General features: G+C 42.6%; 28 protein-coding genes. 6 read left to right on the top strand and 22 right to left on the bottom strand.

Features of this window, described 5'->3' with window-relative positions:
* Position 1: 1 nt before the first annotated feature.
* A complete protein-coding gene (locus SOO65_RS08605) occupies positions 2-487 on the bottom strand; it encodes a hypothetical protein (RefSeq protein WP_321399379.1) in 486 nt (161 codons plus the stop codon).
* 25 nt (positions 488-512) lie between these two features.
* Positions 513-1,424 (bottom strand): glutaminase A, encoded by a 912-nt coding sequence (gene glsA, locus SOO65_RS08600; protein WP_321399377.1) that lies wholly within the window; start codon positions 1,422-1,424, stop codon positions 513-515.
* A 35-nt stretch (positions 1,425-1,459) separates the two neighbouring features.
* Here glsA and SOO65_RS08595 point away from each other — a divergent pair, with 35 nt between their 5' ends.
* Both SOO65_RS08595 and SOO65_RS08590 read left to right on the top strand, forming a co-directional pair.
* On the top strand, positions 1,460-2,368 hold the full coding sequence (locus SOO65_RS08595) for an ABC transporter ATP-binding protein (protein WP_321399375.1): 909 nt from the start codon (positions 1,460-1,462) through the stop codon (positions 2,366-2,368).
* Positions 2,361-3,131 carry an ABC transporter permease gene (locus tag SOO65_RS08590; protein WP_321399373.1) on the top strand — a complete coding sequence of 257 codons (771 nt, stop codon included), beginning with the start codon at positions 2,361-2,363 and terminating at the stop codon, positions 3,129-3,131. Before SOO65_RS08595 ends, SOO65_RS08590 begins: the two co-directional genes overlap by 8 nt.
* Here the strand turns inward: SOO65_RS08590 and SOO65_RS08585 are convergent.
* From SOO65_RS08585 to SOO65_RS08575, 3 genes are all read right to left on the bottom strand, one after another.
* Complete coding sequence (locus SOO65_RS08585) at positions 3,109-4,206, bottom strand: hypothetical protein (protein ID WP_321399371.1); 1,098 nt, start codon at positions 4,204-4,206, stop codon at positions 3,109-3,111. The two genes, SOO65_RS08590 and SOO65_RS08585, sit on opposite strands and share 23 nt — an antisense overlap.
* Positions 4,207-4,306: 100 nt before the next feature.
* Complete coding sequence (locus tag SOO65_RS08580) at positions 4,307-4,909, bottom strand: rhomboid family intramembrane serine protease (protein WP_321399369.1); 603 nt, start codon at positions 4,907-4,909, stop codon at positions 4,307-4,309.
* A gap of 102 nt (positions 4,910-5,011) precedes the next feature.
* Positions 5,012-5,287 carry an SWIB/MDM2 domain-containing protein gene (locus tag SOO65_RS08575; protein WP_407677007.1) on the bottom strand — a complete coding sequence of 92 codons (276 nt, stop codon included), beginning with the start codon at positions 5,285-5,287 and terminating at the stop codon, positions 5,012-5,014.
* 108 nt (positions 5,288-5,395) lie between these two features.
* On the opposite strand from SOO65_RS08575, the gene serA reads away from it, so the two are divergent.
* Positions 5,396-6,607: a phosphoglycerate dehydrogenase gene (gene serA, locus SOO65_RS08570; protein ID WP_321399366.1), complete on the top strand. Its 1,212-nt coding sequence runs from the start codon at positions 5,396-5,398 to the stop codon at positions 6,605-6,607.
* On the opposite strand, the gene SOO65_RS08565 is transcribed toward serA, so the two are convergent.
* From SOO65_RS08565 to SOO65_RS08545, 5 genes are read right to left on the bottom strand one after another with little or no spacing between them, the layout of a single operon-like run.
* On the bottom strand, positions 6,604-6,984 hold the full coding sequence (locus SOO65_RS08565; RefSeq protein WP_321399365.1) for a hypothetical protein: 381 nt from the start codon (positions 6,982-6,984) through the stop codon (positions 6,604-6,606). The two genes, serA and SOO65_RS08565, sit on opposite strands and share 4 nt — an antisense overlap.
* Complete coding sequence (locus SOO65_RS08560; protein ID WP_321399363.1) at positions 6,981-7,826, bottom strand: TIGR02147 family protein; 846 nt, start codon at positions 7,824-7,826, stop codon at positions 6,981-6,983. Before SOO65_RS08560 ends, SOO65_RS08565 begins: the two co-directional genes overlap by 4 nt.
* A 47-nt stretch (positions 7,827-7,873) precedes the next feature.
* Positions 7,874-8,212 carry a hypothetical protein gene (locus SOO65_RS08555; RefSeq protein WP_321399360.1) on the bottom strand — a complete coding sequence of 113 codons (339 nt, stop codon included), beginning with the start codon at positions 8,210-8,212 and terminating at the stop codon, positions 7,874-7,876.
* 30 nt (positions 8,213-8,242) lie between these two features.
* Positions 8,243-8,551 carry a hypothetical protein gene (locus tag SOO65_RS08550; protein WP_321399358.1) on the bottom strand — a complete coding sequence of 103 codons (309 nt, stop codon included), beginning with the start codon at positions 8,549-8,551 and terminating at the stop codon, positions 8,243-8,245.
* 43 nt (positions 8,552-8,594) lie between these two features.
* Positions 8,595-8,906, bottom strand: a complete 312-nt coding sequence (locus tag SOO65_RS08545; RefSeq protein WP_321399356.1) for a hypothetical protein — start codon at positions 8,904-8,906, stop codon at positions 8,595-8,597.
* A gap of 310 nt (positions 8,907-9,216) precedes the next feature.
* Here SOO65_RS08545 and SOO65_RS08540 point away from each other — a divergent pair, with 310 nt between their 5' ends.
* On the top strand, positions 9,217-9,723 hold the full coding sequence (locus SOO65_RS08540) for a hypothetical protein (protein ID WP_321399353.1): 507 nt from the start codon (positions 9,217-9,219) through the stop codon (positions 9,721-9,723).
* On the opposite strand, the gene SOO65_RS08535 is transcribed toward SOO65_RS08540, so the two are convergent.
* From SOO65_RS08535 to SOO65_RS08500, 8 genes are all read right to left on the bottom strand, one after another.
* On the bottom strand, positions 9,720-10,469 hold the full coding sequence (locus SOO65_RS08535; RefSeq protein ID WP_321399351.1) for a PilZ domain-containing protein: 750 nt from the start codon (positions 10,467-10,469) through the stop codon (positions 9,720-9,722). The two genes, SOO65_RS08540 and SOO65_RS08535, sit on opposite strands and share 4 nt — an antisense overlap.
* A 128-nt stretch (positions 10,470-10,597) precedes the next feature.
* Complete coding sequence (locus tag SOO65_RS08530; RefSeq protein ID WP_321399349.1) at positions 10,598-10,798, bottom strand: hypothetical protein; 201 nt, start codon at positions 10,796-10,798, stop codon at positions 10,598-10,600.
* Between the two features lie 20 nt (positions 10,799-10,818).
* Positions 10,819-12,282: an MFS transporter gene (locus SOO65_RS08525; protein WP_321399346.1), complete on the bottom strand. Its 1,464-nt coding sequence runs from the start codon at positions 12,280-12,282 to the stop codon at positions 10,819-10,821.
* Positions 12,283-12,298: 16 nt separating this feature from the next.
* A complete protein-coding gene (locus SOO65_RS08520; RefSeq protein ID WP_321399344.1) occupies positions 12,299-12,628 on the bottom strand; it encodes a MoaF-related domain-containing protein in 330 nt (109 codons plus the stop codon).
* Between the two features lie 86 nt (positions 12,629-12,714).
* Positions 12,715-14,532: an ABCB family ABC transporter ATP-binding protein/permease gene (locus SOO65_RS08515; RefSeq protein WP_321399342.1), complete on the bottom strand. Its 1,818-nt coding sequence runs from the start codon at positions 14,530-14,532 to the stop codon at positions 12,715-12,717.
* A gap of 74 nt (positions 14,533-14,606) precedes the next feature.
* A complete protein-coding gene (locus tag SOO65_RS08510; RefSeq protein WP_321399341.1) occupies positions 14,607-15,323 on the bottom strand; it encodes an MBL fold metallo-hydrolase in 717 nt (238 codons plus the stop codon).
* An 11-nt stretch (positions 15,324-15,334) separates the two neighbouring features.
* Positions 15,335-15,757 (bottom strand): DUF6691 family protein, encoded by a 423-nt coding sequence (locus SOO65_RS08505; protein ID WP_321399339.1) that lies wholly within the window; start codon positions 15,755-15,757, stop codon positions 15,335-15,337.
* Positions 15,754-16,164 (bottom strand): YeeE/YedE family protein, encoded by a 411-nt coding sequence (locus SOO65_RS08500; protein WP_321399338.1) that lies wholly within the window; start codon positions 16,162-16,164, stop codon positions 15,754-15,756. Before SOO65_RS08500 ends, SOO65_RS08505 begins: the two co-directional genes overlap by 4 nt.
* Positions 16,165-16,270: 106 nt before the next feature.
* On the opposite strand from SOO65_RS08500, the gene SOO65_RS08495 reads away from it, so the two are divergent.
* Together SOO65_RS08495 and SOO65_RS08490 are read left to right on the top strand one after the other, a co-directional pair.
* On the top strand, positions 16,271-16,975 hold the full coding sequence (locus SOO65_RS08495) for a sulfite exporter TauE/SafE family protein (RefSeq protein ID WP_407676991.1): 705 nt from the start codon (positions 16,271-16,273) through the stop codon (positions 16,973-16,975).
* Positions 16,966-17,259 (top strand): ArsR/SmtB family transcription factor, encoded by a 294-nt coding sequence (locus SOO65_RS08490; protein WP_321399336.1) that lies wholly within the window; start codon positions 16,966-16,968, stop codon positions 17,257-17,259. Before SOO65_RS08495 ends, SOO65_RS08490 begins: the two co-directional genes overlap by 10 nt.
* Here SOO65_RS08490 and SOO65_RS08485 read toward each other — a convergent pair.
* From SOO65_RS08485 to SOO65_RS08470, 4 genes are all read right to left on the bottom strand, one after another.
* Complete coding sequence (locus SOO65_RS08485) at positions 17,228-19,657, bottom strand: glycoside hydrolase family 65 protein (protein WP_321399335.1); 2,430 nt, start codon at positions 19,655-19,657, stop codon at positions 17,228-17,230. The two genes, SOO65_RS08490 and SOO65_RS08485, sit on opposite strands and share 32 nt — an antisense overlap.
* Positions 19,639-21,144, bottom strand: coding sequence for a trehalose-phosphatase (gene otsB / locus SOO65_RS08480; protein ID WP_321399334.1), 1,506 nt, complete (start codon positions 21,142-21,144; stop codon positions 19,639-19,641). The genes SOO65_RS08485 and otsB overlap by 19 nt, the downstream gene beginning before the upstream one ends.
* A gap of 90 nt (positions 21,145-21,234) precedes the next feature.
* Positions 21,235-22,068, bottom strand: a complete 834-nt coding sequence (locus SOO65_RS08475) for a flagellin N-terminal helical domain-containing protein (protein ID WP_321399332.1) — start codon at positions 22,066-22,068, stop codon at positions 21,235-21,237.
* A gap of 72 nt (positions 22,069-22,140) precedes the next feature.
* Entirely contained in the window at positions 22,141-23,118 is a 978-nt protein-coding gene (locus SOO65_RS08470) for a histone deacetylase family protein (protein WP_321399329.1), read from the bottom strand.
* Between the last annotated feature and the right edge of the window lie 21 nt (positions 23,119-23,139).

Below are 23,139 nucleotides of genomic sequence, written 5' to 3'. Positions count from 1 at the left end.
TTTACTGGGCTTGTGCGCTTGATGTTTTTTTCTGATCAGCTTTTTGTGAACCAGACTTCTCTACGACACCTCTTTCCGAATTGTCGCGCGAGAAGAACTTAGCACGTTGTGCTTCACAAGCTTCTTTAGCAGCGAGATTTGCCGCTCTTTGAGCTACAGCATCACTGCCTTTGAATTCACTCTTAAAAGTCAGAACTTCAGACTTATTGATGGTTTCTTTATAGGAAGTTCCTTCCTTCTTTTTCAAAAGGAGGTTCTTTTTATAAACTTCTTTTTCAATCTGGCGCTCAATCACCAGAGTATAAATATCTACCGGGACTTCACCAACGGGGGAATGCCCACCCATGGCCATTGAAACTTCTTCCGCGTGACCTACACAATTTTGCGCACTCACCACTTGATCAGAAAGTAATTCTTCGCCTTCAAAGATTCCTGCAGTTGCTTGTAATGAAAGAACCATTGTCGAGAACAGGATGAATTTTTTCATGGTAAAACCCTCGTTTTCTTATCGGTTATTTACGGAAGATACTTAAATTTAGCTCTTTTGAGAGGTCCTGGAACACCCTCATTCCGCGAACGGAATGTCCGTGTTCGTTGATGGGTGGTGAATAGACCGCAATTCCCATCTTGCCCGGAATGACTCCAAAGATGGCGCCACTTACTCCACTCTTGGCCGGAATTCCAACCGAGTAGGCCCATTTCCCGGAAGTATCATACATGCCACAAGTAAACATGAGACTAAGAACGTCCCCAGTATAGTCTTCACTTAGGGCGCGAACTTTGGTCTTCGGATGAATTCCTTTATTCGCAAGAGTACTCGCCATCACTGCCAAATCCACGGTATTCACCATGAAAGAACACTGTTTAAAATAAAGATCCAATGATTCTTCAATCTTCCCATCAATCACACCAAAGTGACGAAGAAGATGAGCAATGGAACGATTTCGATGAGCAGTGGTTTTTTCTGATTCAAAGATCACATCATCAATTCTGAGATCATGGCCCGCGAACTGACTAAAGGCCTTAGTCATACTTTGAACTCGGCCTTCAAAGCTCTGACCCTTGATATAGCTACTGATGGCAATCGCACCAGAATTAATCATGGGGTTATAAGGTTTGTGCGTGTTTTTCTCTAATTCAACAATCGAGTTAAAGGCCTCTCCGGTGGGCTCCACTCCGACCTTTGACATCACGAAGTCTCGACCCATTTCTTGCAGAACCATGCCGTAAGAAAAAGGCTTTGAAGTTGATTGCATGCTGAACTCAACATCATGATCACCAACTTTAAAAATCTCACCATCGACAGTCGCAATAACAATGGCAAAGTTCTTAACATTTGCCTTCGCAAGTTCAGGAATATATGTGGCAGGATGTCCCTCAGTACAGGACAGATGTCTGTGATAGAGCTCTTCTAAGATTTTCATAGATAAAGGATAGCAAATTCATTACCATTTTAAGAATGATTATTGCAAAATCCCTGGTAAAAACTTTCGGTGATTTCACCGCTGTTAATGGCCTTGATCTTTCGATCAAACAAGGTGAATGTTTTGGACTACTTGGTCCGAATGGCGCCGGAAAATCCACTTTCATCAGCATGACTTATGGCACGGTTCAGCGAACTGGAGGAGAACTCTCAGTTTTTGGCCATGATCCTCGAACTAATAGTCGCGAAATAAAAAAACGCATGGGTGTTGTCACTCAGGACAACGCACTCGATGAAAGTTTAACCGTCATGGAAAACATGATGATTTACTGTGCCTTCATCGGGGTTCCTAGAAGTGAACGTCAAAAGCGCGTTTTAGATCTTCTTGAATACATGAATCTCACTCATAAAAAAGACACTAAGATTCTTACTCTCTCGGGCGGGATGAAAAGACGCTTGGTTTTTGTAAGAGCACTCTTAGGTCGTCCAGAACTGTTAATCCTGGATGAACCAACAACCGGTCTAGATCCGGCCGTGCGCCATCTTTTATGGGGAAAAGTTAAAGAACTTCATCAGCAAGGAACAACCATTGTTCTGACCACTCACTACATGCATGAGGCGGAAGTTCTTTGTAACCGCTTGGTGATTATGAATCATGGAAAAGTTTCTGCTGAAGGAACCCCTAAGGACATGATCCATAAATTCACACCGGGCTTTGTGGGAATTTTCAGTTTGGAAGATCGCATGAAACTCGCGGATCTTTCTCAGCAGAAATCATTTCATTTTAATGAAGATGCGTCGGGTGTTTATGTTCGTGCTAATGCTCTCAGTGATCTGACTTCCCTTCACTCCGATCATGGACTGAATCCCCTTCAAATTAGACCTAGTAACCTGGAAGACGTGTTCTTAAAATTAACAGGTCAGGAGCTATCCGCAGATGCTTGAATCACTTAAGCTTTGTTTTAATATTACTCTCCGTAACTGGACAGTTTATAAGAAAGATTTGATTTCTAATATTTCTCCAACCGTGGCGGATCCGGCCCTCATCATGGTTTCGCTGGGACTTGGACTTGGTGCCTATTTAACCAACGTCGAAGGCATGAGTTACATGCAATTTCTGGCCCCAGGTCTGACTGTGGCGACTGCTCTTTTTACTTCGTTCTTTGAAAGTAGTTACGGCTTCTACGTGCGAATGACTTATGAAAATGTTTTCAAAGCGATGCTCACAACTCCCATCGGAGTGCCTGAAGTTGTGATGGGAGAAATGCTTTGGGTCGCCCTTAAAGGAGCTGTCATGGCAGTGGGTGTTGCCATTGTTCTTGCTCTCTTTGGGATGATGGCCAATCCTTGGCTAATTCCTGCTCTCGCAATTGTAGGATTCTTAGTGGCGCTTCCATGTGGGGCAATGGGACTTCTGGCTACTGCACTCGTGAATAACATCAATCAGTTTCAAACTGTGTATTCTTTTATCATCGCTCCTCTGTATTTCTTATCGGGAATTTTCTTTCCGATCTCTCAGATGGCGGCACCGGTAAGGGTTGTGGCAGAATTTTTTCCCTTGATCCATGGAGTGAGGCTTGCGCAATCACTCTTCTGGAATCAAGGGATAGTAGATGCTTTATTATATAACGGCTCCATTCTCATTCTTCAAAGTGCAGTCCTCTGTGGACTGGCCTACTGGAGAATTAAAAAGAAGCTAGTGGTGTAGGAAGCTCCTGACCGTCAGTACCACCAGTTGTACCACCTGTAGTTCCACCGGTTGTACCACCAGTAGTTCCGCCAGTTGTGCCACCTGTAGTTCCGCCAGTTGTGCCACCTGTAGTTCCACCAGTTGTGCCACCTGTAGTTCCACCAGTTGTGCCACCTGTAGTACCTCCATCTGGCATTGGAGACACTGATTGCAATTCAAGTTTCTCTGTACCATCGGCCGACGTTCTTGAAATCGGACCTACGCCTTGAGCATAAAAAGTGTTTTGAATATCTTCAGGTGTAATGGCGTCCGTATCATTTGTTTTAACCACATTCGAAAAATTACCGGCCGGAACATTCAGAGTTTCGGTGATACTTAACACTTCACCTACTCCTTCAGATTCCTGAATCACATATTCCTGACGGTAAACATCATTAACTGCTGGAGTTGCTTTCATGATGATACCTGGCTTAGCACCTTCTTCTCCGGCAACAAATGAACCATCAATGCTAGTCACTTGATCGCCATCTAGTTCTTGATTGTTTCTTCCGAATAACCACACAGCCCCCTCAGTGTCCTGAGCATACCATTCAAGCGTTTCACGAGTTGTGTCTTCACCAACTTTTTCCGTTTCTTTCACCTCAGTACAAGTAACACCCATAATGTCTTTAGTTTCCTCTGAGATTTCTCTCGTCACCGTTACACTTCCGGCATCAGTTGTTCCGGAGTAAGTCCATACTGTCCCCGCAGTCAGTGGGAAATATGGATTCGAAACTGTTGAAGAGTAATTAGCTGGATCAATTTGTGGATCATAAACAGCTTCACCTAATTTACCACAGGCCGCTTTTTGGGCCGCATTCTGGGCCTCACACTGGACCTTTGCATTGGTCAAGTTCGTATCGGCCTCGGCACGACAAGTGTCTCTTTCTGTGGTGTTCTCACAGGCAGCATAAGCAGTCTCTTTGGCCGTATCAGCGGCCGAATTACATGCGACTAAACTTTGATCGGCAGTAGCAGAACACGCATTTGTTTCCTCTTGTGCGTATGCCGTACCTACGATCGTACTAAGCAAAATAAGATAAAATGTTTTCATGCATAACTTCCTTGTTAAGATGAGTATCTTCAAGGGAAGTTTAGAGGAATGATATTCTCTTGCTAACTGGAAAGAACATGAAGAATGACGAACCGACTATCTACTCTATGCTCGTTTTGCGTTTGGTAAAAAAATAGAAAATCAGACCAGTGAAAGCACCACCGAGATGGGCCCCATGGCCAATCGGAAGAATACTTGTTCCTCGCGCCTGCGATACCAATCCCCAAATATCCAGACCGACAAAGACCAGAGCTCCGAAGATCGCAGGTAATGGAATGATCCCTAACAGCAAGATTTTTTCTCTCGGAAATAAGAGCGAGAATAGAAGAATGAGTCCGGCGACAGCTCCGGAAGCACCCAAGGCGGGCAGATCGGGATCATGAATAATATAAGCACTCACCAAACTATGGGTCAGCGACGCGAGAATTCCCGCCAATAAATAGAAGCTCACAAATCGCTTTGTCCCCATGACCGATTCCATGGCCTGTCCGAATCCATAGAGCACATACATATTCACAAAGATGTGAAAGAAAGAGTTATGCGAAAAGACCGAAGTGATGAGGGTCCAAATTCTTCCTTCTGTAAGTCCGGTGTAACTCACAAGGAAGTTATAAAACATAAATTCAGTGGGCATCACATACCACAGACAAAAAACCAAAATATTTATGGCGACAATAACGTTCACCGCAGAGAGCTTTCTCATTCTTAGTTGATAAGCATGAAGGGTCAAGGCCCGGGCGTCAATGTGCAGAAAATAAAAAGGGCCCGAAAACGGGCCCCAATCACTATCTGAATTTGATCTTGATTAGTTTAGGTGTTTGCCTAGAAGACCAGTTAGTTCAAACATAGTAACTTCGTCTTTGCCGAAAACTTTGCTTAGTTTTGCGTCAGCAAGGATGTTTCTTTTGTTTGCTGGGTTTTGAAGATTGTTAGCTTTGATATAATCCCAAACTAGTTTAACAGCTTCAGTACGAGCGATAGGGTTTGCACCGATTACGTCAGCAAGTTCAGCTGAAGGAGTCATTGCCTTCATGAATGCAGCGTTTGGTTTACGGGCAGATTTTGTCTTCGTAGTTTCCATGTTTTCCATATAAAACCTCCATGTGTGTAATAGTAGTTTGATCAATTAATCACTTTAAATCAATCAAATAGCGGTTCCAAAGGCATATTTTTTGAATAAACTTATTCTATGAACGAATCAAACAATCGCATCCTATTAGTAGAAAACATCCACCCTATCGCCAAAGAGATGCTGGAAAGCCACGGTTATCAGGTGGATTTACTCTCTCATGCACCTACTGAAGACGAGCTCATCAAGCTAATTCCTCAGTACACAGCAGTTGGAATTCGTTCAAAAACTGAAATTACAGATAAAGTCCTGGAGCACAGTCAAAATACTGTCACTATTGGCTGTTTCTGTATTGGCACCAACCAAGTGAGACTCGAGCGCGCCCGTCAAAAAGGTGTCGCTGTTTTCAACGCTCCTCACTCCAATACGCGAAGTGTGGCGGAGCTAGTGATCGCAGAAATGATCGCACTCTCTCGTCAATTGGGTGACCGGAATACCAAGGCCCACTCGGGTGAATGGGTAAAGTCTGCGGAAGGTTCAAAAGAAGTGCGTGGAAAAACTCTGGGTATCGTGGGTTACGGCCACATCGGTAGTCAGGTGAGTATTCTTGCCGAGTCTATGGGTCTTCAGGTTGTCTTCTTCGATACCATCAAGAAACTTCCACTGGGTAATGCCCGTGCCATGACTTCACTGGATGATCTTCTCAAAGTTTCGGACTTCGTAACTCTTCACGTTCCGGAAATTCCAGAAACAATGAATATGATCGGTGAAAGAGAATTGTCATTAATGAAGAAAGGAAGTTTCTTAATCAATGCCAGCCGTGGAACGGTGGTAGTGATCGATGATCTCGTGTCGGCTTTGAAATCGAAACATATCGCCGGTTGTGCGATTGACGTATTTCCAATTGAGCCGGCCTCTAACAAAGAAAAATTTCAGTCCCCTCTTCAAGGTCTATCAAACGTGATTCTTACTCCGCATATCGGGGGAAGCACGGAAGAGGCCCAGAAGGCCATCGGTATTGAAGTGGCGGAAAGCTTCCGTCGTTATTTAAAGATTGGTTCCTCATCAGGTGCGGTAAACTTTCCGAATGTAGATCTACCAGTCAAAAAAGGTACGTCACGTATTCTGAATGTTCACAAAAACCAGCCTGGTGTACTTGGGGAAATCAACACCATTATTTCTAAGGCCGGTGCCAACATTGAAGGTCAGTATTTGTCTACGGATGATGAGATCGGATATCTGGTGATGGACGTTCATTCTGCCCACGCCAGTCAACTGGCGCAGGACATTGAAAAGCTCCCTCGCTCTTTGAGAACGAGAGTCGTTGGCTAGAACTCTGCTTCGTTAGTGATTTTTGAAGGCGTCTTACAGTCGTAAAGATTTACGATTACCAGACCAGATGAAAGATGAAACATCTTCTTCTGAAGATTGCTGTAATCATAAGCAGCAAGCACTTCTAATTCATCAAATGTTACTTTATTCGAACACTTTCCTTGAGAGACTAGTTTCTTAACTTCTTTATTCGTTCCCTTCTCAATCGAAGGTAATAGTCCCTGCACGTGAGAAACCATCGCCTCTTCTGTTTCAAATGTTGGAACCTGGAATGTTCCTCTGAAACTTTTCTGACTGTGGTTACCTACGTCAACTCCACCGCCTCCCCAAATTTGGAAAGAGACTAGGGCCAAAAAGATAAAAGCTAAATTCTTCATTGTTTCACCTCAGTGAGTGGGAAGAGTTGAATATTTAACTGGTAGACTTGATCAGTGCCTTCCATATTACTGGTAAGCTCATTGATCTCTTTTCTAAATGCACGAATCTTATCTTTGAGAACACTCAGCTTATCTTTGCTGATTTTCATCGTCACACCGTTAAACTCGCGTACATCCAGTGAATCATTTTTAAGCGAATCCAGGGCGAGTTCTAACATGTCTTGATGATATCGGTAAGCCCCTAATGATTTAATATCTTCATCAGTTGAAAGGGCACCCGAAGTCTGACGATATCCTTTGATGTCGTCTTTCTCGATTAACTTTAGTGTTTCAAGGGAATCCAGAGTTTCCCGCACCTGACGGGCCGTGACCTTCTTACGGAGCCGTTCAGAGATCCACTCTGGATCATCCTTAAAATCATAAAGATCAATCAGAACATATATGGCAACATGAAACCAATGGGCCAGTAGATCAAACTGATGCTTCTCCAGCATAGAAAGACCCTGTTTCCTCTTGAGGTTCATGATTTCGTTGAAATAAGTAATTTTTTGATCAGCATCACTTTCCTGATTGTAGTGAACCAAAAGCTCAAACAACTGTGTTTCCATCTTCTTCTTAAATCCGATGGCCTTAACATATTTAGGGATTGTGCTGAGAGTGAGGTTACGACTTCCGTCGATCACCATCTTTAAGTGAGAAGGAGAACCTAGTTCACCTTTATTAACAAAAACGCGATAAGAATAAGAAGCATTTACCTTCTTCTTAGAAAGATAAAAATCCTGAAGGAACTCTCGATAGTTCAGGTATTCAGCGATGTTTGGTAAATGATCTTCTTGCATCATACAAAAAAAAGGTCCCCGAAGGGACCTTCCTATTTAAACACTAAATCTTAGTGGTTAGATTCGAAACAGCGGTTGTGAGAAACGATAAGCATACCGCGGTAGTTAGGAACTAGTACACCATCAACAGTTGTGTAACGTTTCTTGATGAAAAGTTTACCAATTTTGATGTGACGTGGGTGAATTGGAGAACAAGCTTGGAACTCCATAGAACGTGTAAGTTCTTTATCTTCACCGGCCTGGATTGAAGGGATTGCAGCTTCAACTTTTTCAACTAGCTCAGCTTCAGTTGGAGCGTAGAAGATTTTGCTGAATGACTGAGTCACGTAACCAGCAGCGAATGATTGAGCAGAAGCGATTAGAGCAACGGCAACAATTAGAGCTTTCATGTATTAGTCCTTAAAATTAAAAGTTAAAAATTAACGAGCAAGAAATTTACAAACGTAACCAGTGAAGTTCCAACCAGCGTCAGAAACAACAGTCATAGTTTCGCCAGCGTAGATTACTGAGTTAACTGATTTTGTGAAAACTACTTCACGGTTCTTGCCAGCAAGACGCTCAAGTTGGAACTCAACGCGCTTGATATCAAGATCAGCACCAGTTTTGTTTGTAAGAGTACAAGCGTGCTTACCACCAACCATAGAAAGTTTTCCGTAGTGAGACTCAAGACCGAAAGCGAATGATTGAGCAGAAGCAAGTAGAGCAACTGAAAGAACTAGAGATTTCATATTATTATCCTTAAATTTAAAAAGTTTTAGTTATGGTTAAAAATTAACGACGAGCAAGGAACTTACAAACGTAAGCAGAAAGCTCGTGACCAGCGTCAGAAACAACAGTCATTGTTTCGCCAGCGTAGATTACAGAGTTAACAGTTTTAGTAACGATAACTTCTGAGTTTTCACCTGTACGACGGTCAAGAACGAATTCAACGCGCTTGATATCAAGGTCTTTGCCAGACTTGTTTGTAAGAGTACAAGCGTGACGGCCGTTAACCATAGAAGTCTTTCCGTAGTAAGACTCAAGGCCCCATGCGAATGAGTTAGCAGAAGCAACTAGAAGAGCAACAGTAAGAAGTGATTTCATTTTTTTTCCCTTTTTTTGGTTTGTTAAATATCGCTATCAAAAATCGTTAATGTCATTTGCCTTGGCGGAGTGGAAAGTATTCAAACGCGAAAAATGTGTAAAGAAAGTTTCAGGTAGGGGCATCACAAACCATTCACAATTGTGTACACTTGCCGGTTCCAAAATGGCCCCAAACTGATATAAACTACTAATAATACACGAGATGTTTTGTTGCGTTTAAGTGCTACAGGTACACGACGACGTGCTTTAAAGTGGTACGGCCGGTGGAAATTTCCACGCAAAACAAAGGATTGATGGTAATTTTACTTTTATGAATACAAATGAATTTTGCAAAAGCTGTCGTAAACCGAAAGCAATCTACAACTGTGGTATCTGCCACGAGAACACTTGTAAGTCCTGTACACAGTTTATGGGTGAAGATCACTTCTCATTCTTAAAGAAAGTTCCAAAAGAACTTACTCACCCTACTTATTGTCCAGTGTGCTTCGAAGATAAAGTGCGTGAGCCATTCGATGCCTATAACCACACAATGGAACAGGCGAAGGAAATTTTGTTCTTCACTAAAGAACAAAGTAAAATGACGAGCAAACTAAAAAGAAATGAAGAACCCTATCATGTTGAGAATTGCGAAGATCAGGACGAGGCCCTTATGAGAATGTCTTTCTTTGCGGTTCAAGGAAACTTCAACGCACTTATTGATGTTCAATTCAATTCGAAGAAGATCATCGTTGGATCACACAAGAAGACAGTATGGTCTGCAACTGCTGTCCCTGTTTCTGTCGATCCAAATTCAATTAAAGACTACAGTAGCCCTTAAGCGGCGATCTTAGGCGTTGCTCCAAGGTCAGCATGGGACTTTTTGATGATGTTAATCATCTTGCCCATGCGAACACTTTGAGCAAAGTTTTTGAACTTAAACTCAACCCCATATCCCTGCTTATTATGGCTATTGTGCTTGTGGATGATTTGCACAGGCACTTCCATAGTGTGCCCGAGAAAATTGAATTCCATTTCAAGCGTTTCCCCTACATTTATGTAAGGTGAATCCTGCACAAAGGCCCCGGTCTTAGAGATGTTGAGAATTTTTGATGGGAAAGTTAAAGAGCTGCTCTTTAACTTACAACTAATTTGTACTTTATAACGGGTCTTGGTCTCCCATAATCTCGCACGGCGATCAAAGAACGGTTCACGTGCTTTAGGAGAAAGGAAGTAAGCAAAGACCGCAAATGCACCAAGGGCCACAATGTAGTTATACATGAATGGTGTATCACTGTTATAGGGCCAGGTGTATTTCTCGTAAGTGAAGATGTTGTAAACGATATATGCAAGAATCGACATGAAAGCGTAGTAGGTCCACTTTCGAAGTCGCATGATGAGTAAACCTGCTAACGGAAACACGATCCAGAAGTCAAAGACCTCAACGAAAGAATTTCTCGCTTTAAGGTTGGCAAGAATCACCAGAAAATCAAATTGGGTGATTGCTCTGAAATAGAGCACCTTAATTGCTGGTTCAATGAAGCACAGTACAGATAATAATGTGAAGATGAAGGGTTTATTTTTCATGGCCCATATCGTAGCACTTCCAAAAAACTTCGCAATGGCGCCGTTTTGCGGAACTCATGGATTTCATTCAGTGCCAAAGCGATTTTGCACCTAAATTTTGGCCGTGCCAGAAGTTGGTGGCGGTGGAACTAGCTGTGTTTTCGATGATAAGGCTCTTCCAATTTATTCACATATTCATGAAGAAGATCCTGAGCACGATGTCGATAGTTCTCACAGGTGAAACCGAGATTTTTGAGCTTAATAATAATCCCGATAATGATCTGTACGGTCCAGAAGAGGAAGAAACAAACGAGGAAGTTGTAGCCTACATCGGAGCTCCATAAAATCATAAAGACTCCTTTTAACCTTATTATCTAACAGGAGAGAGAGGCAGGCGAATAACCTTCTCACTTGGTATAAAGATCAAGGCGCAAAGTGAACTCGCGAGTGCCAGCAGCGCAGATGAAATCATGACTGATTTAAAACTCTCAAGATAAGCCACACGAATAATTCCATCAACCTCTTTGGAATGTCCTTGAAGTCCGGCCAGATCTTGAGAACGACTGAGAAGCTCTTCTTTAAGTCCCACATTCATTGGCATGTTTACGAGGGCCATTTCCAGATAATGATGAAACCACATCACGATCATGGCCGTCATAATGGCTATTCCAACCAGTCCCGCCAAACGCGTGACCGCATTGTTAACACCAGAAGCGAGGCCTGAAAATTTATCCGGTACGGCCCCTAGAACTGCTGTGGTTAACGGAGCAATACAAAGAGACATGCCTAACCCAAATAAAATCAGCCCCGGAAGGAAGTCTTTCCAATAAGAAGCATCTAATCCTGGCATAAATCCTAGAGCAAGAAATCCAAGACCAGAAATAATGGAACCAACGGCAATGGGAAGCCTTGCTCCTACCTTGTCATAAAGACCTCCAGACCAGCGGGAAAATAAAAAAATGATAAAGATAAAAGGCAGATTGGCAGCACCTGCCTGGGTGGCGGAAAAACCTTGAACCTGAATTAAATTAAAAGGAAGAAAGTAGAACACAATACTTAAGGCCCCATAAAGAAGAAAGGTCGACATGTTGACCGCAGAGAAAACTCTGGATTTAAAAAAAGATAAAGGTACCAGGGGACTTTTTGAACGTGTTTCCATGAAGAGAAAAAGAATCATGAGCGCCACACCGATCATCATAATGAAGTAATTGCTTTCGATGAGACCAAAAACAATACTCCCTATTCCGGATGAGGAAACAACAACTCCTGGAAGATCGAGCGTCTCCTCACCTGTTTCACGACATTGAGTCGGGACAAAACTCCGGGTGAAAAAAATTGTCAAAAGCCCAATTGGAAGATTAATAAAAAAGACCCATCGCCAGGAAAGATTGTCACTTAGCCAACCACCCAATACCGGCCCAAAGGCCGTCGTAATGGAACTAAAAGCCGACCATGTACCGATTGCCTTACCTCGTTCGTTTTTAGGAAAGACACTATTAATAATGGCAAGACTTCCTGGAGTGAGAAGCGCACCTCCAACTCCCTGAAGAGAACGAAAGATCGTCATTTGCATGAGATTTTGAGAAAGACCACAACCAATTGAAGCAATGATAAAGATCACAGTGCCTATTTGAAAAACACGCTTCCTTCCAAAGTGATCTCCGATCGAACCGCCCACAAGAATCAGAGATGACAGAAATAGAAGATATGCCTCTACCACCCACTGAATCTGCACGGCAGTGGCATTAAACTCACGTTGCAGCTCAGGCATAATAACATTCACTACAGAGCCATCGATAAAGACCATGCTTGAGCCCAAGATGGTCGCAGTCAAAATCCCTACTTTATAATTAATGATAGGCCCCCTCGTTTAGCTCTTCAATGAAACGAATATTTCCCTGAGATCTAATGAAGGTATTGTCGTCTAAGGTCGCAAAAGTAAAGATTTTCCGGTTGATGAAGTCCTCAACATGAACGACCGTTGATTTGTCTTCATCTTGCCAGCTAACAATGAAAACCCCTGATCTGATCTTTTGCGCCTCATAATTTACAATGGCCGTTCGTTCATAACGACCTTCTTTAATTTCAAATTGGAGATGTGTAGAAGATAGAACAGAAATTTCCGCAGTGAATTCTGGAAATTCGAGCTCATAAACCGCATGAACAGGAAATGATTCCATAAGTGACTCCTTCACTCACATAAAGAGAAGCGCTCTTACGGTTAGTTTAGACCTGCCTTATAAGAAAGGAAGTGAACGAGCGGCAATTATACCTGAATAGAATGAGCTTCTTCTTCCTGCTGCTTTGCCCACATCGATGCATAGATGCCACCTTGACGGAGCAATTGACTATGCACACCTCTTTCCACGACCTTCCCGTTTTGCAGCACAATTATCTCATCTGCATGGGTAATCGTCGAAAGTCGATGGGCGATGATTAAGGTGGAGCGATCTCGTGAAATATCCTTAAGTGACTTTTGGATTTCTTTTTCTTTTTGTGAATCCAATGCCGAAGTCGCCTCATCAAACAAAAGGATCTCAGAGTTTTTAAGAATCGTTCTGGCGATGGCAACTCGTTGTTTTTCTCCGCCTGAAAGTTTCAATCCTCTCTCTCCAACCGGAGTTTCATATCTATCAGGTAGCTCATTGATAAATTCATCAATATGGGCCAGCTCAGCTGCCCTTTTTACTTCATCCATTGTCGCAGTTGGGCGACCGTATTGGATGTTGTAGCCAATGGTATCGTTAAATAGCACCGTGTCCTGTGGAACCATTCCAATATGTGATCGTAGGGAGTGCTGTTTTACCTTTCGAATATTTTGTCCATCGATGCTGATGACTCCACCAGTGACGTCGTAGAATCGATACAAAAGCCTGCCGATTGTCGATTTGCCTGATCCACTGGGACCCACAATGGCGAGGGTCTTTCCGGAGTCAATTCTGAAGCTAATACCTTTTAGGATTTCTCGGTCTGACTTATATCCAAATCGCACATCCTCAAATTCAATCACTGCCCTCGTGATAACTAAGGGTTCAGCGTTACTATCATCGGCCACAGATGCATGGACTTTTATAAGTTCAAACATCTTATCCATATCGACTAAGCTGTTTTTAATTTCTCGGTATACAAATCCCAAGAAGTTTAGGGGCAAATAAAGCTGAATAAGAAATGTATTGACCAGCACGAAATCACCCACTGTGATTTTTCCACTCACCACATCTCTCGCGGCCATCAACATGATAATGATAAGACCAAAGGAGATAATGCCTTTTTGAGTGAGATTCAAAAGAGACAGAGTATTTTGCCCCTTGATCGCCGCCGTCTCATACTGAGCAAGGGATTCATCGAAGCGATGAAACTCATGCTCCTCATTTCCAAAATACTTAACAGTCTCAAAATTAAGAAGACTATCAATCGCGCGGGTATTGGCCTTGGTCTCCGCGGTATTCATCGCCTTACGGTATTTAAGGCGCCACTCTGTTACCATCAGAGTCAGCACAATGTAGATGGCAATGGTTATGAAAATGACTGAAGCATAGGTCAAATTGAAGTGATAAACCAACACACCAGTCACAAGAATAATTTCAAGGATGGTCGGAATAATATTAAAGGTCATAAAGTCCAAAAGAAATTGAATCCCTCTGGTCCCTCTTTCAATCACTCTTGATAGGCCGCCGGTTTGTCTCGATAAATGAAAATCCAAAGACAAACCATGAAGGTGTCTAAATGTGTTCAAGGCGATGTTACGTAAGGCGTGCTGTTCAACTTTGGCAAAGATGAGATCTCTTAGTTCCTCAAAAATTCCTACCAGTAATCGAGCAAGACCATAGGCGATGATGAGACCCAGTGGAAGAACAAGAACTTTGTTCGTTTGAGACAGTTGATCAATGGAAGACTTTAAGAGAAACGGAACATAAACATTGAGGATCTTTCCTGCCGCGAGGAAAAACATGGCAAAAACAACTCTGACCTTTAAATCTTTTCTGTCCGCGGGCCACAGATAATGTCCCAGTGTCTTCAAGGTCTTCCAATGATTACGCTCAATGGTTTCGGATGTCGCACTGAAAGAAGTCGTGTCACTCATTCACGAATTGTATCACGAGAAAATATGGACCAGCCATTGTATTTCTTGTTTCAGCGCAATGGCGAGGTACGTTGTTAAGAATTGTTCTGCCCGGGATTAAGACCACATTGTTTATTCGCCGGGACGGCAACTTGTAGCTTTTTAGGATAGTCCAATTTAAGCTCTGCCATTATTTTAACGAAATCCGCTTCAGTATTCTCGAGTTTCAATCTAGGGTTGAGCTTTTTCTCATCACCAACTGTTGTTCGAGTAAATCCTTTATAATCATGTGCAGGATAAATATATGTTTCATCCGGAAAAGCAAAGATCTTGTCTCTTACACTATGAAAGAGTCTTTCTGATGAGCCTTCCTGAAAATCAGTTCGACCACATCCACGGATCAAAAGGGTATCACCGGTAAAGAGCATGTTATCCAGGTGATAAGTCATGCACCCATTTGTATGACCTGGTGTAGAAATCGAAGTAATACTATGAGAACCAAACCTGATTTGATCTCCTTCCTTAAGAGAAATGTCGGCACATCCTGAATCATTGGCAGCACCTAAAGCGATCTGTGCTCCGGTTCGGTTGCGAAGGATCCCCGACCCAGTCACATGGTCTGCATGAACATGGGTCTCAAGAATATATTTTAGTTTTAATCCAAGGTCGTTAATCAGCTTAATGTCTCTCTCGCTGGTCTCCATAACTGGGTCAATGATCACGGCCTCAGCTGTTTTAATGTCGCCCAGAAGATAGGTATAGGTTGAAGATTCTTTTTCAAAAAGCTGGTAGAAGATTAAACTATTTTGCATAAAGACCTCGCTTATTTAGACAGGACCTTATTATCAAACCATTGAAAGACTTTCATGCCAAGTAACATAAAGAGAACAAAAATAACGGCACGGGCGGACCCAGATGCAAGATTGACGATGGCCGGTCCTGGACAAATTCCTCCCCATCCCCAACCGATTCCAAAAATGATGGAACCGATGATGAGGCGTGAATCAACGCTGGTCTTGGTTGGAAGATAAAACTCCTTTTCTAAAATAGGAGACTTTCTTTTCATAATGAGTTGATACGCAATACTATGGACCAGGATTGCTCCAAACATGACTCCCATCAATGACCAATTCCATTCTCCCGTTATATCGAGAAAACCTTTAACAACATCTGGTCGGGTCATTCCGCTTAGACCGAGGCCCATGGCAAAAATAAGGCCCGATAGTAAGGCAACCACATTTTTCATAGGACACCTCGAAAAGTCTTAAAGACAAATAACGTTAACATGGCAGTGCCAATGAAAATGAGAACTGCAACCATTGAACGAACTGAAAAACGGGACAATCCACATACTCCGTGACCTGAAGTGCATCCACTCCCTAAAACAGTGCCAAACCCAACTAAAAAACCGGCAAGGGCGTAATCATAATTGAAGGCGCCGGAAATAATGGTCACTGCCTCCGGTCGAAAAAAACGTAGAAGAACTCCACCAATTATTAGTCCGGAAAGAAAAAAAATTCGCCAAGACTTGTCTGGTGTCTCTGATTTAATCACTCCTGAAGTAATGCCACTAATTCCAGTCACTCTTCCATCGAATAGAAGCAATATACTTGCGGCCAATCCTATAATGGCCCCACCTAATATTGGTAACATCGGTTTGTCCTTTTCAAGTTTACAATATTACAAAATCATAATATTATAAATCCACATTCAGATCAAGGAATAAAACATGCTCCTCTACATCATCATAGGACTGTTTGTGGGACTAATCATGGGGCTCACTGGCGCTGGCGGAGCACTGGCAGCGATTCCTCTTTTGATTGGTCTTTTATCACTGTCATTGAGGGATGCTACGACTCTTTCCCTAGTCATCGTCATTATGAGTACTCTGATAAACTTAATTGGTCTTAGGCCAAAATTAAACCTTCGGTTAGTTCTCACCCTTGTATCAGCAGGGGCCATTGGAAATGTTTTGTCAGTGAATAAAAAAAATGAAATTCCAGATTATGTAGTGGCCACACTAATCATCTCCATTGGAATCTATGGCTTATTGAGTGTTTGGAGAGAGCGTCGTGAATTGGGGGCCAAGCAAGAAAAGCAAGGGCCGATAAAATCGGTCATCATCGGTCTATTACTGGGAATTTTAACGACACTCACAGGTCTAGGGGGAGGTGTCGTTCTCATGCCGGTTCTAATGAATTTTTTTGGAATGAACTATCAAGAGGCCCTGGGAAATGGACTTGCCAGCATTCTTTTAATTTCAGTGATGTCTTTTATTTTTCAATGGGGAGAAGTAAGTTCACTGATTAGTCTTTCTGAGCTTGCATTAATTACCTTTGGCTCGTTCATATCTGTTTTGCTCATAAAAAAATTGCCTCCTGAAATGCTAAAGTTCAGGAAAATACTCTTTACACTTGTTGTGGTCTATTCCACAGTTAGTATCATGAGGTCAGTATGGATTTAAGTATTATGCAGGACAAATGTGATGAAGTGGCGGGACTTTTGAAGCAGTTTGCCCATCCACAGCGGTTGTTGATTCTGTGCTATCTTAGTGACGGCGAAAAGCAGGTTTCAGAAATTCAAAACGCAGTTGGTCTCTCTCAATCACATACGTCTCAATTCCTTAAGCGCATGCAAAATGAAGGTCTTCTGGGGCTAAGAAGAGAGAAAAATTTTTCTTTCTACTATATTGAAAATCCCCTGGTACTCAAGCTTCTCAAGGCAATGCAGAAGATATTCTGTCAGTAATCACATCTGCCTCGACTGGTTTCAGTTTGAAAGAGAACTCATCTCCTTCATTGAACTCATGGACCTCACCCTGAAATCCAATTTTACCAGGGACCAACCAGCTACGCTCAATTTTAATCTTGCATAGATCATCGGCGAACCGAATCTGAATGGAATGACCGCGAAAGCGAACTCTTAAATTTAAATGACGAATCTTACTTGGAATATGAGGAAGCAGCCAAATGACATCATCTCTGACCTCAATGCCTGTAAAACATCTCTGAACCAAGTCCACAGTTCCTGCCATCGCACCCAGATGAATTCCCTCTTCGGTCGTCCCTCCTTGAATATCCGATATATCACTCTCCAGAGCACGCAAGAACCAGTGCCAGGAAAGATCCAGATCATAACGAGAAAGAATCCAGGAATGAACGACACGACTTAAAGTCGATCCATTTGAGGAAAGTGCCAGATGATATTGAATATTTTTTAAAATGCTATCTTTGTCAAAGTGATAGCCCAGCCATTCATAATTTTTTTCTAGCTCATCTGGCAGAAAAAGATAATAGATCATCAACACATCACTCTGTTTATTCAATTTGTATTTGTTCGGATCATCACCTTCTGCCTCAAGAAGCCGATCAATGCGCTGAATGTTCCCATATTTCCGCTTATAATGGTCCCAATTAAGGTCCTCCAGTTTTTCAAAACCTTCAAACTGTTCAATGATTCCACCTTCGGCCATGGGGATGAATATCTTTCGACTTTTCTCAAGCCACATGTCTAATTCATCATTTTTAATTTGCAATATACTCAAAAGATCCCGTCGTCTATTAACAGGTAAACTACGAAAGAGTTCGACGGTAGTTTTTAGACACCATGAGACCATAAAATTTGTATAAGCATTATTATTTATGCCTAATTCATCCGAGTCGGGATAAGCGGTATGAAATTCATCCGGCCCCACAACGTTTTTAATATCGTAGCGATCGCGATCCAAATTATAAGTCATTTTGCTGGCCCAAAACCGACAGATTTCTAGCATCATCTCGGCACCAAAGAACGAAAGAAACTCCAGATCATTTGTGGCCTGATAATATTTCCAAATGTTGTAAACAATGATGCTATTGATATGACGTTGCAGATATGTCGAGTCCGGGATCCATTTCCCGGATACAGGATTCAAATGTGTTAACTGGCTTTCTTCTTCACCATTGCTTCCGCTTTGCCAGGGATACATGGCTCCTTCAAATCCACTCTCCCGAGCATTGATCCTTGCCTCATCAAGTCTTCGATATCGATACATTAAAAGAGATCGGGCTATCTCGGGAACGCGAATATTCAATAAGGGGAATATGTACACCTCGTCCCAAAAAATGTGTCCCCGGTAGGCCTCTCCGTGAAGTCCTCGAGAGGGAACTCCCGCATCCAGGTCGATGTTATGAAGAGATACTGTTTGGAGAAGATGAAAAATATGAAAACGTAAAAGTTTAGCTTCCCGGGGATTATCCAGGAGCTCAATGTCACAAAGATGCCAAAGATGTTCCCATTCACGTCGATGGGAGGCCAATATTTCCTCATAATTTCCAATTTTCATCAGGAGCCGCTTGGCCTCGTATAAAGGGTGGCTAAGGGCCCGGTCACGGGAATGAAAAAGGGCCATCACTTTTTCAATCGTGACCTCTTCTTGTTCATCCAAAGTGATTGAGAAAGTATGTCCAATTGAATCCTCTTTAATCCACTCATCAAATTTAAATTCAGATTTAGAAATTCTGTTTCGTATTGCTTGGGCCATAACGATTTGGGATTCATTAGTGGTGGTTTCGAGATAAAAACTTTCTCGATCAATATTTCCTGAACGTCTGACTGTGTGATGCTTTCGATTCAATTCACGATAACGATGAACGCCAGAATTATCCACGCCCCCATCAATCCAACTTTTAATTTCGATTGGACCCGACCAATTTAGGGGCCGCAAAGACCATTTTATACCGGCCACATGTTTATTGGACATACTTACAAATCGGTTCGTTTTTAATTCGGATTCTCGACCATATTTATCCCGAAGAGTTAAACACCGGCTTAAAACACCAGATCTTAAATCAAGCTCTTGTTGATAAGAAAGGACCTCCATCTTTGAGAGATCCAGCCATTCATCATTCACATGTCGGAAGCTGAGGCAGATCCAGTTGGGCCAATTTACCAGATCTTCATTTTGTATTTCTTCTCCCGCAATAATTGAGATGCTCCGATTGAAACCTCCTGCAAGATAGGTACCAGGATAATGAAAATCGCCTGTTGTACTTTCTTCTGCGGCACCTCTCGTCGCGAAGTATCCGTTCCCTAAAGTACAGAGGGCCTCTCTTAGTCGTTCTTCCTGAGGATCCCACTCATCGTAGGTTAAGCTCCACGTCTCCATTGTTTTTCCTGTTGAGTGAAGTTTTGTTCGATCTTATTTAAAAAAGTTGCGACCTCTGAAGGAGTTCGAAGTGAATAATCGGAACAAGTACCGGCCATACTTTCTATTCCGACCTTTATTCCAATCCCCCAAGAATGAAGTTCACAAAAAACGTCTTCATCCGTTAGATCATCGCCTATATAGACCGCGACGGTTTTTCCAGGGGCCATATCTAAAACTTCACAGAGTTTTTTTACTGCCTCACCTTTGTTCCATTTCAATTTTGGGGCAAGATCGAAAACCATTTTCCCTCTTCTAACCTCAAGCTTCTTAAAGCTTTTGACCAGATCATTAATTTCGTTTTTTAAGCTTTGATGAAGCGAGGAATCAACATTTCGGTAATGGATCGCCGTGAAATATTTTTTCCTTTCAATGGAAAGACCCGGGTATTTGTCCGCATGAGACTCGATTTGTTTAATCGCCTCGTTCATTTCTGAACTTGCCTCTTCTGCTTCTTCAATTTGAAAATGAAAACATCCAGGGCCGCTAATGTCATAACCATGGCAGCCGGCATAGAAAAGACCATCAATCCCTACCCGGGCCTTAACATCTTTTCGATCTCGACCGCTAATGATGGCGACCTTGATACTATCTGAAATTCGAGTTAGTACGGGGCGAATCTCTTCAACCATCTGAGCATCGTGATGATCCGGAACGATTTCACTCAAAGTTCCATCAAAATCCAGGAAGAGGGCCATCTCCTTCCCATCAATAAACTGAGCGAAGTTGCGCCAGCTTTTTATGATATTTGGTTTTAAGTCGAATATTTCTTCCAGTCCCGTCACCACAAAGTCCGCTCCCGCCTCACTGAGTTCTTTCCCACCTGTTTGGCCAGGACGAGCGACTCCGATGACAGAAGCAAAATTTCCGGCATTGCCCGCTTGAATGCCAGCGACTGCATCTTCGACGACAATACATTCGTCTGGTTTCTTATTTAAACGTTTGGCCGCCTCTAGGAAGAAATCCGCACTGGGTTTTCCTTCCAGATGCATCTCTTCTCCGATCAAGGCATTCATTTCTACCTCGAAATAATTTCTAATGCGTAATCGATCTAAGATTTTGGTGGTGTTTTTACTGGATGAAACGACGGCCAGAGGAACACCTTTGTCCCTCCACTTTCTTAATGCTCTCAAAGCATCAGAAAAAACCACGACTCCTTGATGATCCAATTCAGAGAGATATATTTCATTTTTCCTTTGCCCCAATTTCTGAAGCTCACTTGAAGTGATGGGAATTCCCCGAAAAATCAGGAAGTCCAGGATTCCCTGAGATCGAGGCTTACCATCGACATACTGCTCATATTCTTTTTGAGAGAATGGTCCTTGTCCGTAGTTCCTCAGATATTCATCAAAGGTCTGTTTCCAGGCATCGTAATGAAGATTACGAGTATCGGTAAGAACTCCGTCGAGGTCCAAGATGACCGCACTATATGACTCAGTTGTATTCATAAAACACCTCGAGCCTATTGTGAGAGAAAAAAATATAATGTCAGTGACCACGGTCATTGACGATGGGGCCAGTACTTGAATTAAATGGGTTTACCCTACGAGTTTGAGAGCGTTCTGACCTGACATATTGGCCTGGGCCATTACGGCCGTACCAGCAGAGGCCACAATTGAGTTACGAGCTTGCTGAGAAGTTTCCAGAGCAAAATCCGCATCTCGGATCTGGCTGTTAGCTTTACTCATATTCTCAGTATAGATTCCAAGATTATTGGAACTTGTGATCAATCGGTTCTGAATCGAACCCAAAAGAGAGCGGTGTCCGGAAATTTTGTTAATGGCATTATCAATGGTGGATAAACTTTGCTGAGCACTACTTTTCGATCTGATCGAAGCGTGGGCAACTCCCAAAAACTGAATCCCAGCATTGATTGATTTTGAATCATAACTAATATGATCATCGGCCGTGTTATCACCCACACCAACCTGGAAATCCAGGCGCGGGCCAGAACCATTCAGAAGTTTTTTACCGTTGAATTCAGTGGTCTGCGAAAGACGCTCTAATTCATCTTTGATCGATTCATATTCCATGCTGGACTTCATGCGATCACTGTCAGTCAACGTATCAGAAGCTGCCTGGATGGCAAGTTCACGCATACGAGTCAATAAACTTGATGATTCTTCCAATCCACCTTCTGCTACTTGAACAAGGGAGAGACCATCGTTGGCGTTACGATTGGCCTGACGAGAAGAACGAATTTCAGCTTTTAGTTTTTCAGAAATAGCGAGGCCGGCAGCATCGTCTGCTGCTTTTGTAATTCTCTGCCCGGAACTAAGCTTCACAGAAGACTCTTCAGTCTCCTTATTCACTTTGCTCATCGCTCTTTGAGAAGCGAGGGCGCTTACGTTTGTATTGACTCGAAAGCTCATACTACCTCGGTACACTTTTCGGAGTCAGAAAAAAGAAATGAAGAGAAGATAGCCTGACGCGTACACTCAGGATTATTTTGAGGAAATCGCCTCTAAAAATTGACAGTAAATTTCATAAACATGCTCGCCATACCCTCCGGCCATCACATAGGCCTGAGGAATGCCACGATCTTTGAGGAAATAATAAACGAGAAGGTCTCGCTCAAGCATTTGTTCTTTAGTTAACTTTAAGAAACTGGCACTTGGAAGACGATCTTTCTCGTAAGGATCACTCCCCTGAACCACAATCGCGAGATCAGGTTTTCCCATGGCCTCGAGTGTTTTAAGACCCTCTTCTAACCGCGGAAGATAGGTGCTTTCCTGATTGGCCTTAATGCCAATTTCGACATCACTAGGGATAAACCACGGACTATCAGGAGAACCGTTGTCTAATGGCCAGCTGTCGGCCATATGAATACTAAGAGTTTTAATAGAAGGGTCATGTTGAGTGAGTTCAGCAGTTCCGTCACCTTTGTGAGCGTCCACATCAATGACCCATACGGTTTTTACACCAAGATTTTTTTGGGCCCAACGAGAAGCGATTACCACATCATTGATAAGACAAAAACCGCGTCCTCCAAAACTCATGGCATGATGAAAACCACCGCCTAAAAAGAAGCAAGCACCGGTCTTCAGGGCCTCCTGAACCGCAAACATCGTTCCCTTTGTTTTTAAAAGAACTGAATCAAACAATTCTTCGAGCGGGGCCTTGGCAGCATTTGGATCGTAACGGTTATACTCTCCATTTTCATTGATGAGCTCATAGCATTTAATAATTTCGTGGCGAAGTTCTTCTTTGGTTCCGTAAAGTTTCGACATGAACTCTTCATTATGGACCCGAGCTATATCTTCTTTAGTCAGACTTACATTCTGAGTAAAGTTCATGGTGACAGGAATGCCTTTGTTATTTAGAAAATCATAGACCTTAAAATCGCGATCATCCGCTAGCGGAACCTGAATTCCGTATTTGGTAAGATGTAAGTTTGAATTAGGGTCATGGAGTATTTTCATATCGGTATTTTAGACCTACCA

Origin of the sequence: Peredibacter starrii, from assembly GCF_034259205.1 — a bacterium.
GTDB lineage: Bacteria > Bdellovibrionota > Bacteriovoracia > Bacteriovoracales > Bacteriovoracaceae > Peredibacter > Peredibacter starrii.
The sequence above is the reverse complement of the archived record's forward strand: the minus strand, read 5'-3'. Positions and strand labels throughout refer to the sequence as shown.

Bases quoted from the DNA above. Each gene is read 5' to 3' on its own strand.
- SOO65_RS08605 (WP_321399379.1), bottom strand. From the start codon at position 487: ATGAAAAAATTCATCCTGTTCTCGACAATGGTTCTTTCATTACAAGCA.
- glsA (WP_321399377.1), bottom strand. From the start codon at position 1,424: ATGAAAATCTTAGAAGAGCTCTATCACAGACATCTGTCCTGTACTGAG.
- SOO65_RS08595 (WP_321399375.1), top strand. From the start codon at position 1,460: ATGATTATTGCAAAATCCCTGGTAAAAACTTTCGGTGATTTCACCGCT.
- SOO65_RS08590 (WP_321399373.1), top strand. From the start codon at position 2,361: ATGCTTGAATCACTTAAGCTTTGTTTTAATATTACTCTCCGTAACTGG.
- SOO65_RS08585 (WP_321399371.1), bottom strand. From the start codon at position 4,206: ATGAAAACATTTTATCTTATTTTGCTTAGTACGATCGTAGGTACGGCA.
- SOO65_RS08580 (WP_321399369.1), bottom strand. From the start codon at position 4,909: ATGAGAAAGCTCTCTGCGGTGAACGTTATTGTCGCCATAAATATTTTG.
- SOO65_RS08575 (WP_407677007.1), bottom strand. From the start codon at position 5,287: ATGGAAACTACGAAGACAAAATCTGCCCGTAAACCAAACGCTGCATTC.
- serA (WP_321399366.1), top strand. From the start codon at position 5,396: ATGAACGAATCAAACAATCGCATCCTATTAGTAGAAAACATCCACCCT.
- SOO65_RS08565 (WP_321399365.1), bottom strand. From the start codon at position 6,984: ATGAAGAATTTAGCTTTTATCTTTTTGGCCCTAGTCTCTTTCCAAATT.
- SOO65_RS08560 (WP_321399363.1), bottom strand. From the start codon at position 7,826: ATGATGCAAGAAGATCATTTACCAAACATCGCTGAATACCTGAACTAT.
- SOO65_RS08555 (WP_321399360.1), bottom strand. From the start codon at position 8,212: ATGAAAGCTCTAATTGTTGCCGTTGCTCTAATCGCTTCTGCTCAATCA.
- SOO65_RS08550 (WP_321399358.1), bottom strand. From the start codon at position 8,551: ATGAAATCTCTAGTTCTTTCAGTTGCTCTACTTGCTTCTGCTCAATCA.
- SOO65_RS08545 (WP_321399356.1), bottom strand. From the start codon at position 8,906: ATGAAATCACTTCTTACTGTTGCTCTTCTAGTTGCTTCTGCTAACTCA.
- SOO65_RS08540 (WP_321399353.1), top strand. From the start codon at position 9,217: ATGAATACAAATGAATTTTGCAAAAGCTGTCGTAAACCGAAAGCAATC.
- SOO65_RS08535 (WP_321399351.1), bottom strand. From the start codon at position 10,469: ATGAAAAATAAACCCTTCATCTTCACATTATTATCTGTACTGTGCTTC.
- SOO65_RS08530 (WP_321399349.1), bottom strand. From the start codon at position 10,798: ATGATTTTATGGAGCTCCGATGTAGGCTACAACTTCCTCGTTTGTTTC.
- SOO65_RS08520 (WP_321399344.1), bottom strand. From the start codon at position 12,628: ATGGAATCATTTCCTGTTCATGCGGTTTATGAGCTCGAATTTCCAGAA.
- SOO65_RS08515 (WP_321399342.1), bottom strand. From the start codon at position 14,532: ATGAGTGACACGACTTCTTTCAGTGCGACATCCGAAACCATTGAGCGT.
- SOO65_RS08510 (WP_321399341.1), bottom strand. From the start codon at position 15,323: ATGCAAAATAGTTTAATCTTCTACCAGCTTTTTGAAAAAGAATCTTCA.
- SOO65_RS08505 (WP_321399339.1), bottom strand. From the start codon at position 15,757: ATGAAAAATGTGGTTGCCTTACTATCGGGCCTTATTTTTGCCATGGGC.
- SOO65_RS08500 (WP_321399338.1), bottom strand. From the start codon at position 16,164: ATGTTACCAATATTAGGTGGGGCCATTATAGGATTGGCCGCAAGTATA.
- SOO65_RS08490 (WP_321399336.1), top strand. From the start codon at position 16,966: ATGGATTTAAGTATTATGCAGGACAAATGTGATGAAGTGGCGGGACTT.
- SOO65_RS08485 (WP_321399335.1), bottom strand. From the start codon at position 19,657: ATGGAGACGTGGAGCTTAACCTACGATGAGTGGGATCCTCAGGAAGAA.
- otsB (WP_321399334.1), bottom strand. From the start codon at position 21,144: ATGAATACAACTGAGTCATATAGTGCGGTCATCTTGGACCTCGACGGA.
- SOO65_RS08475 (WP_321399332.1), bottom strand. From the start codon at position 22,068: ATGAGCTTTCGAGTCAATACAAACGTAAGCGCCCTCGCTTCTCAAAGA.
- SOO65_RS08470 (WP_321399329.1), bottom strand. From the start codon at position 23,118: ATGAAAATACTCCATGACCCTAATTCAAACTTACATCTTACCAAATAC.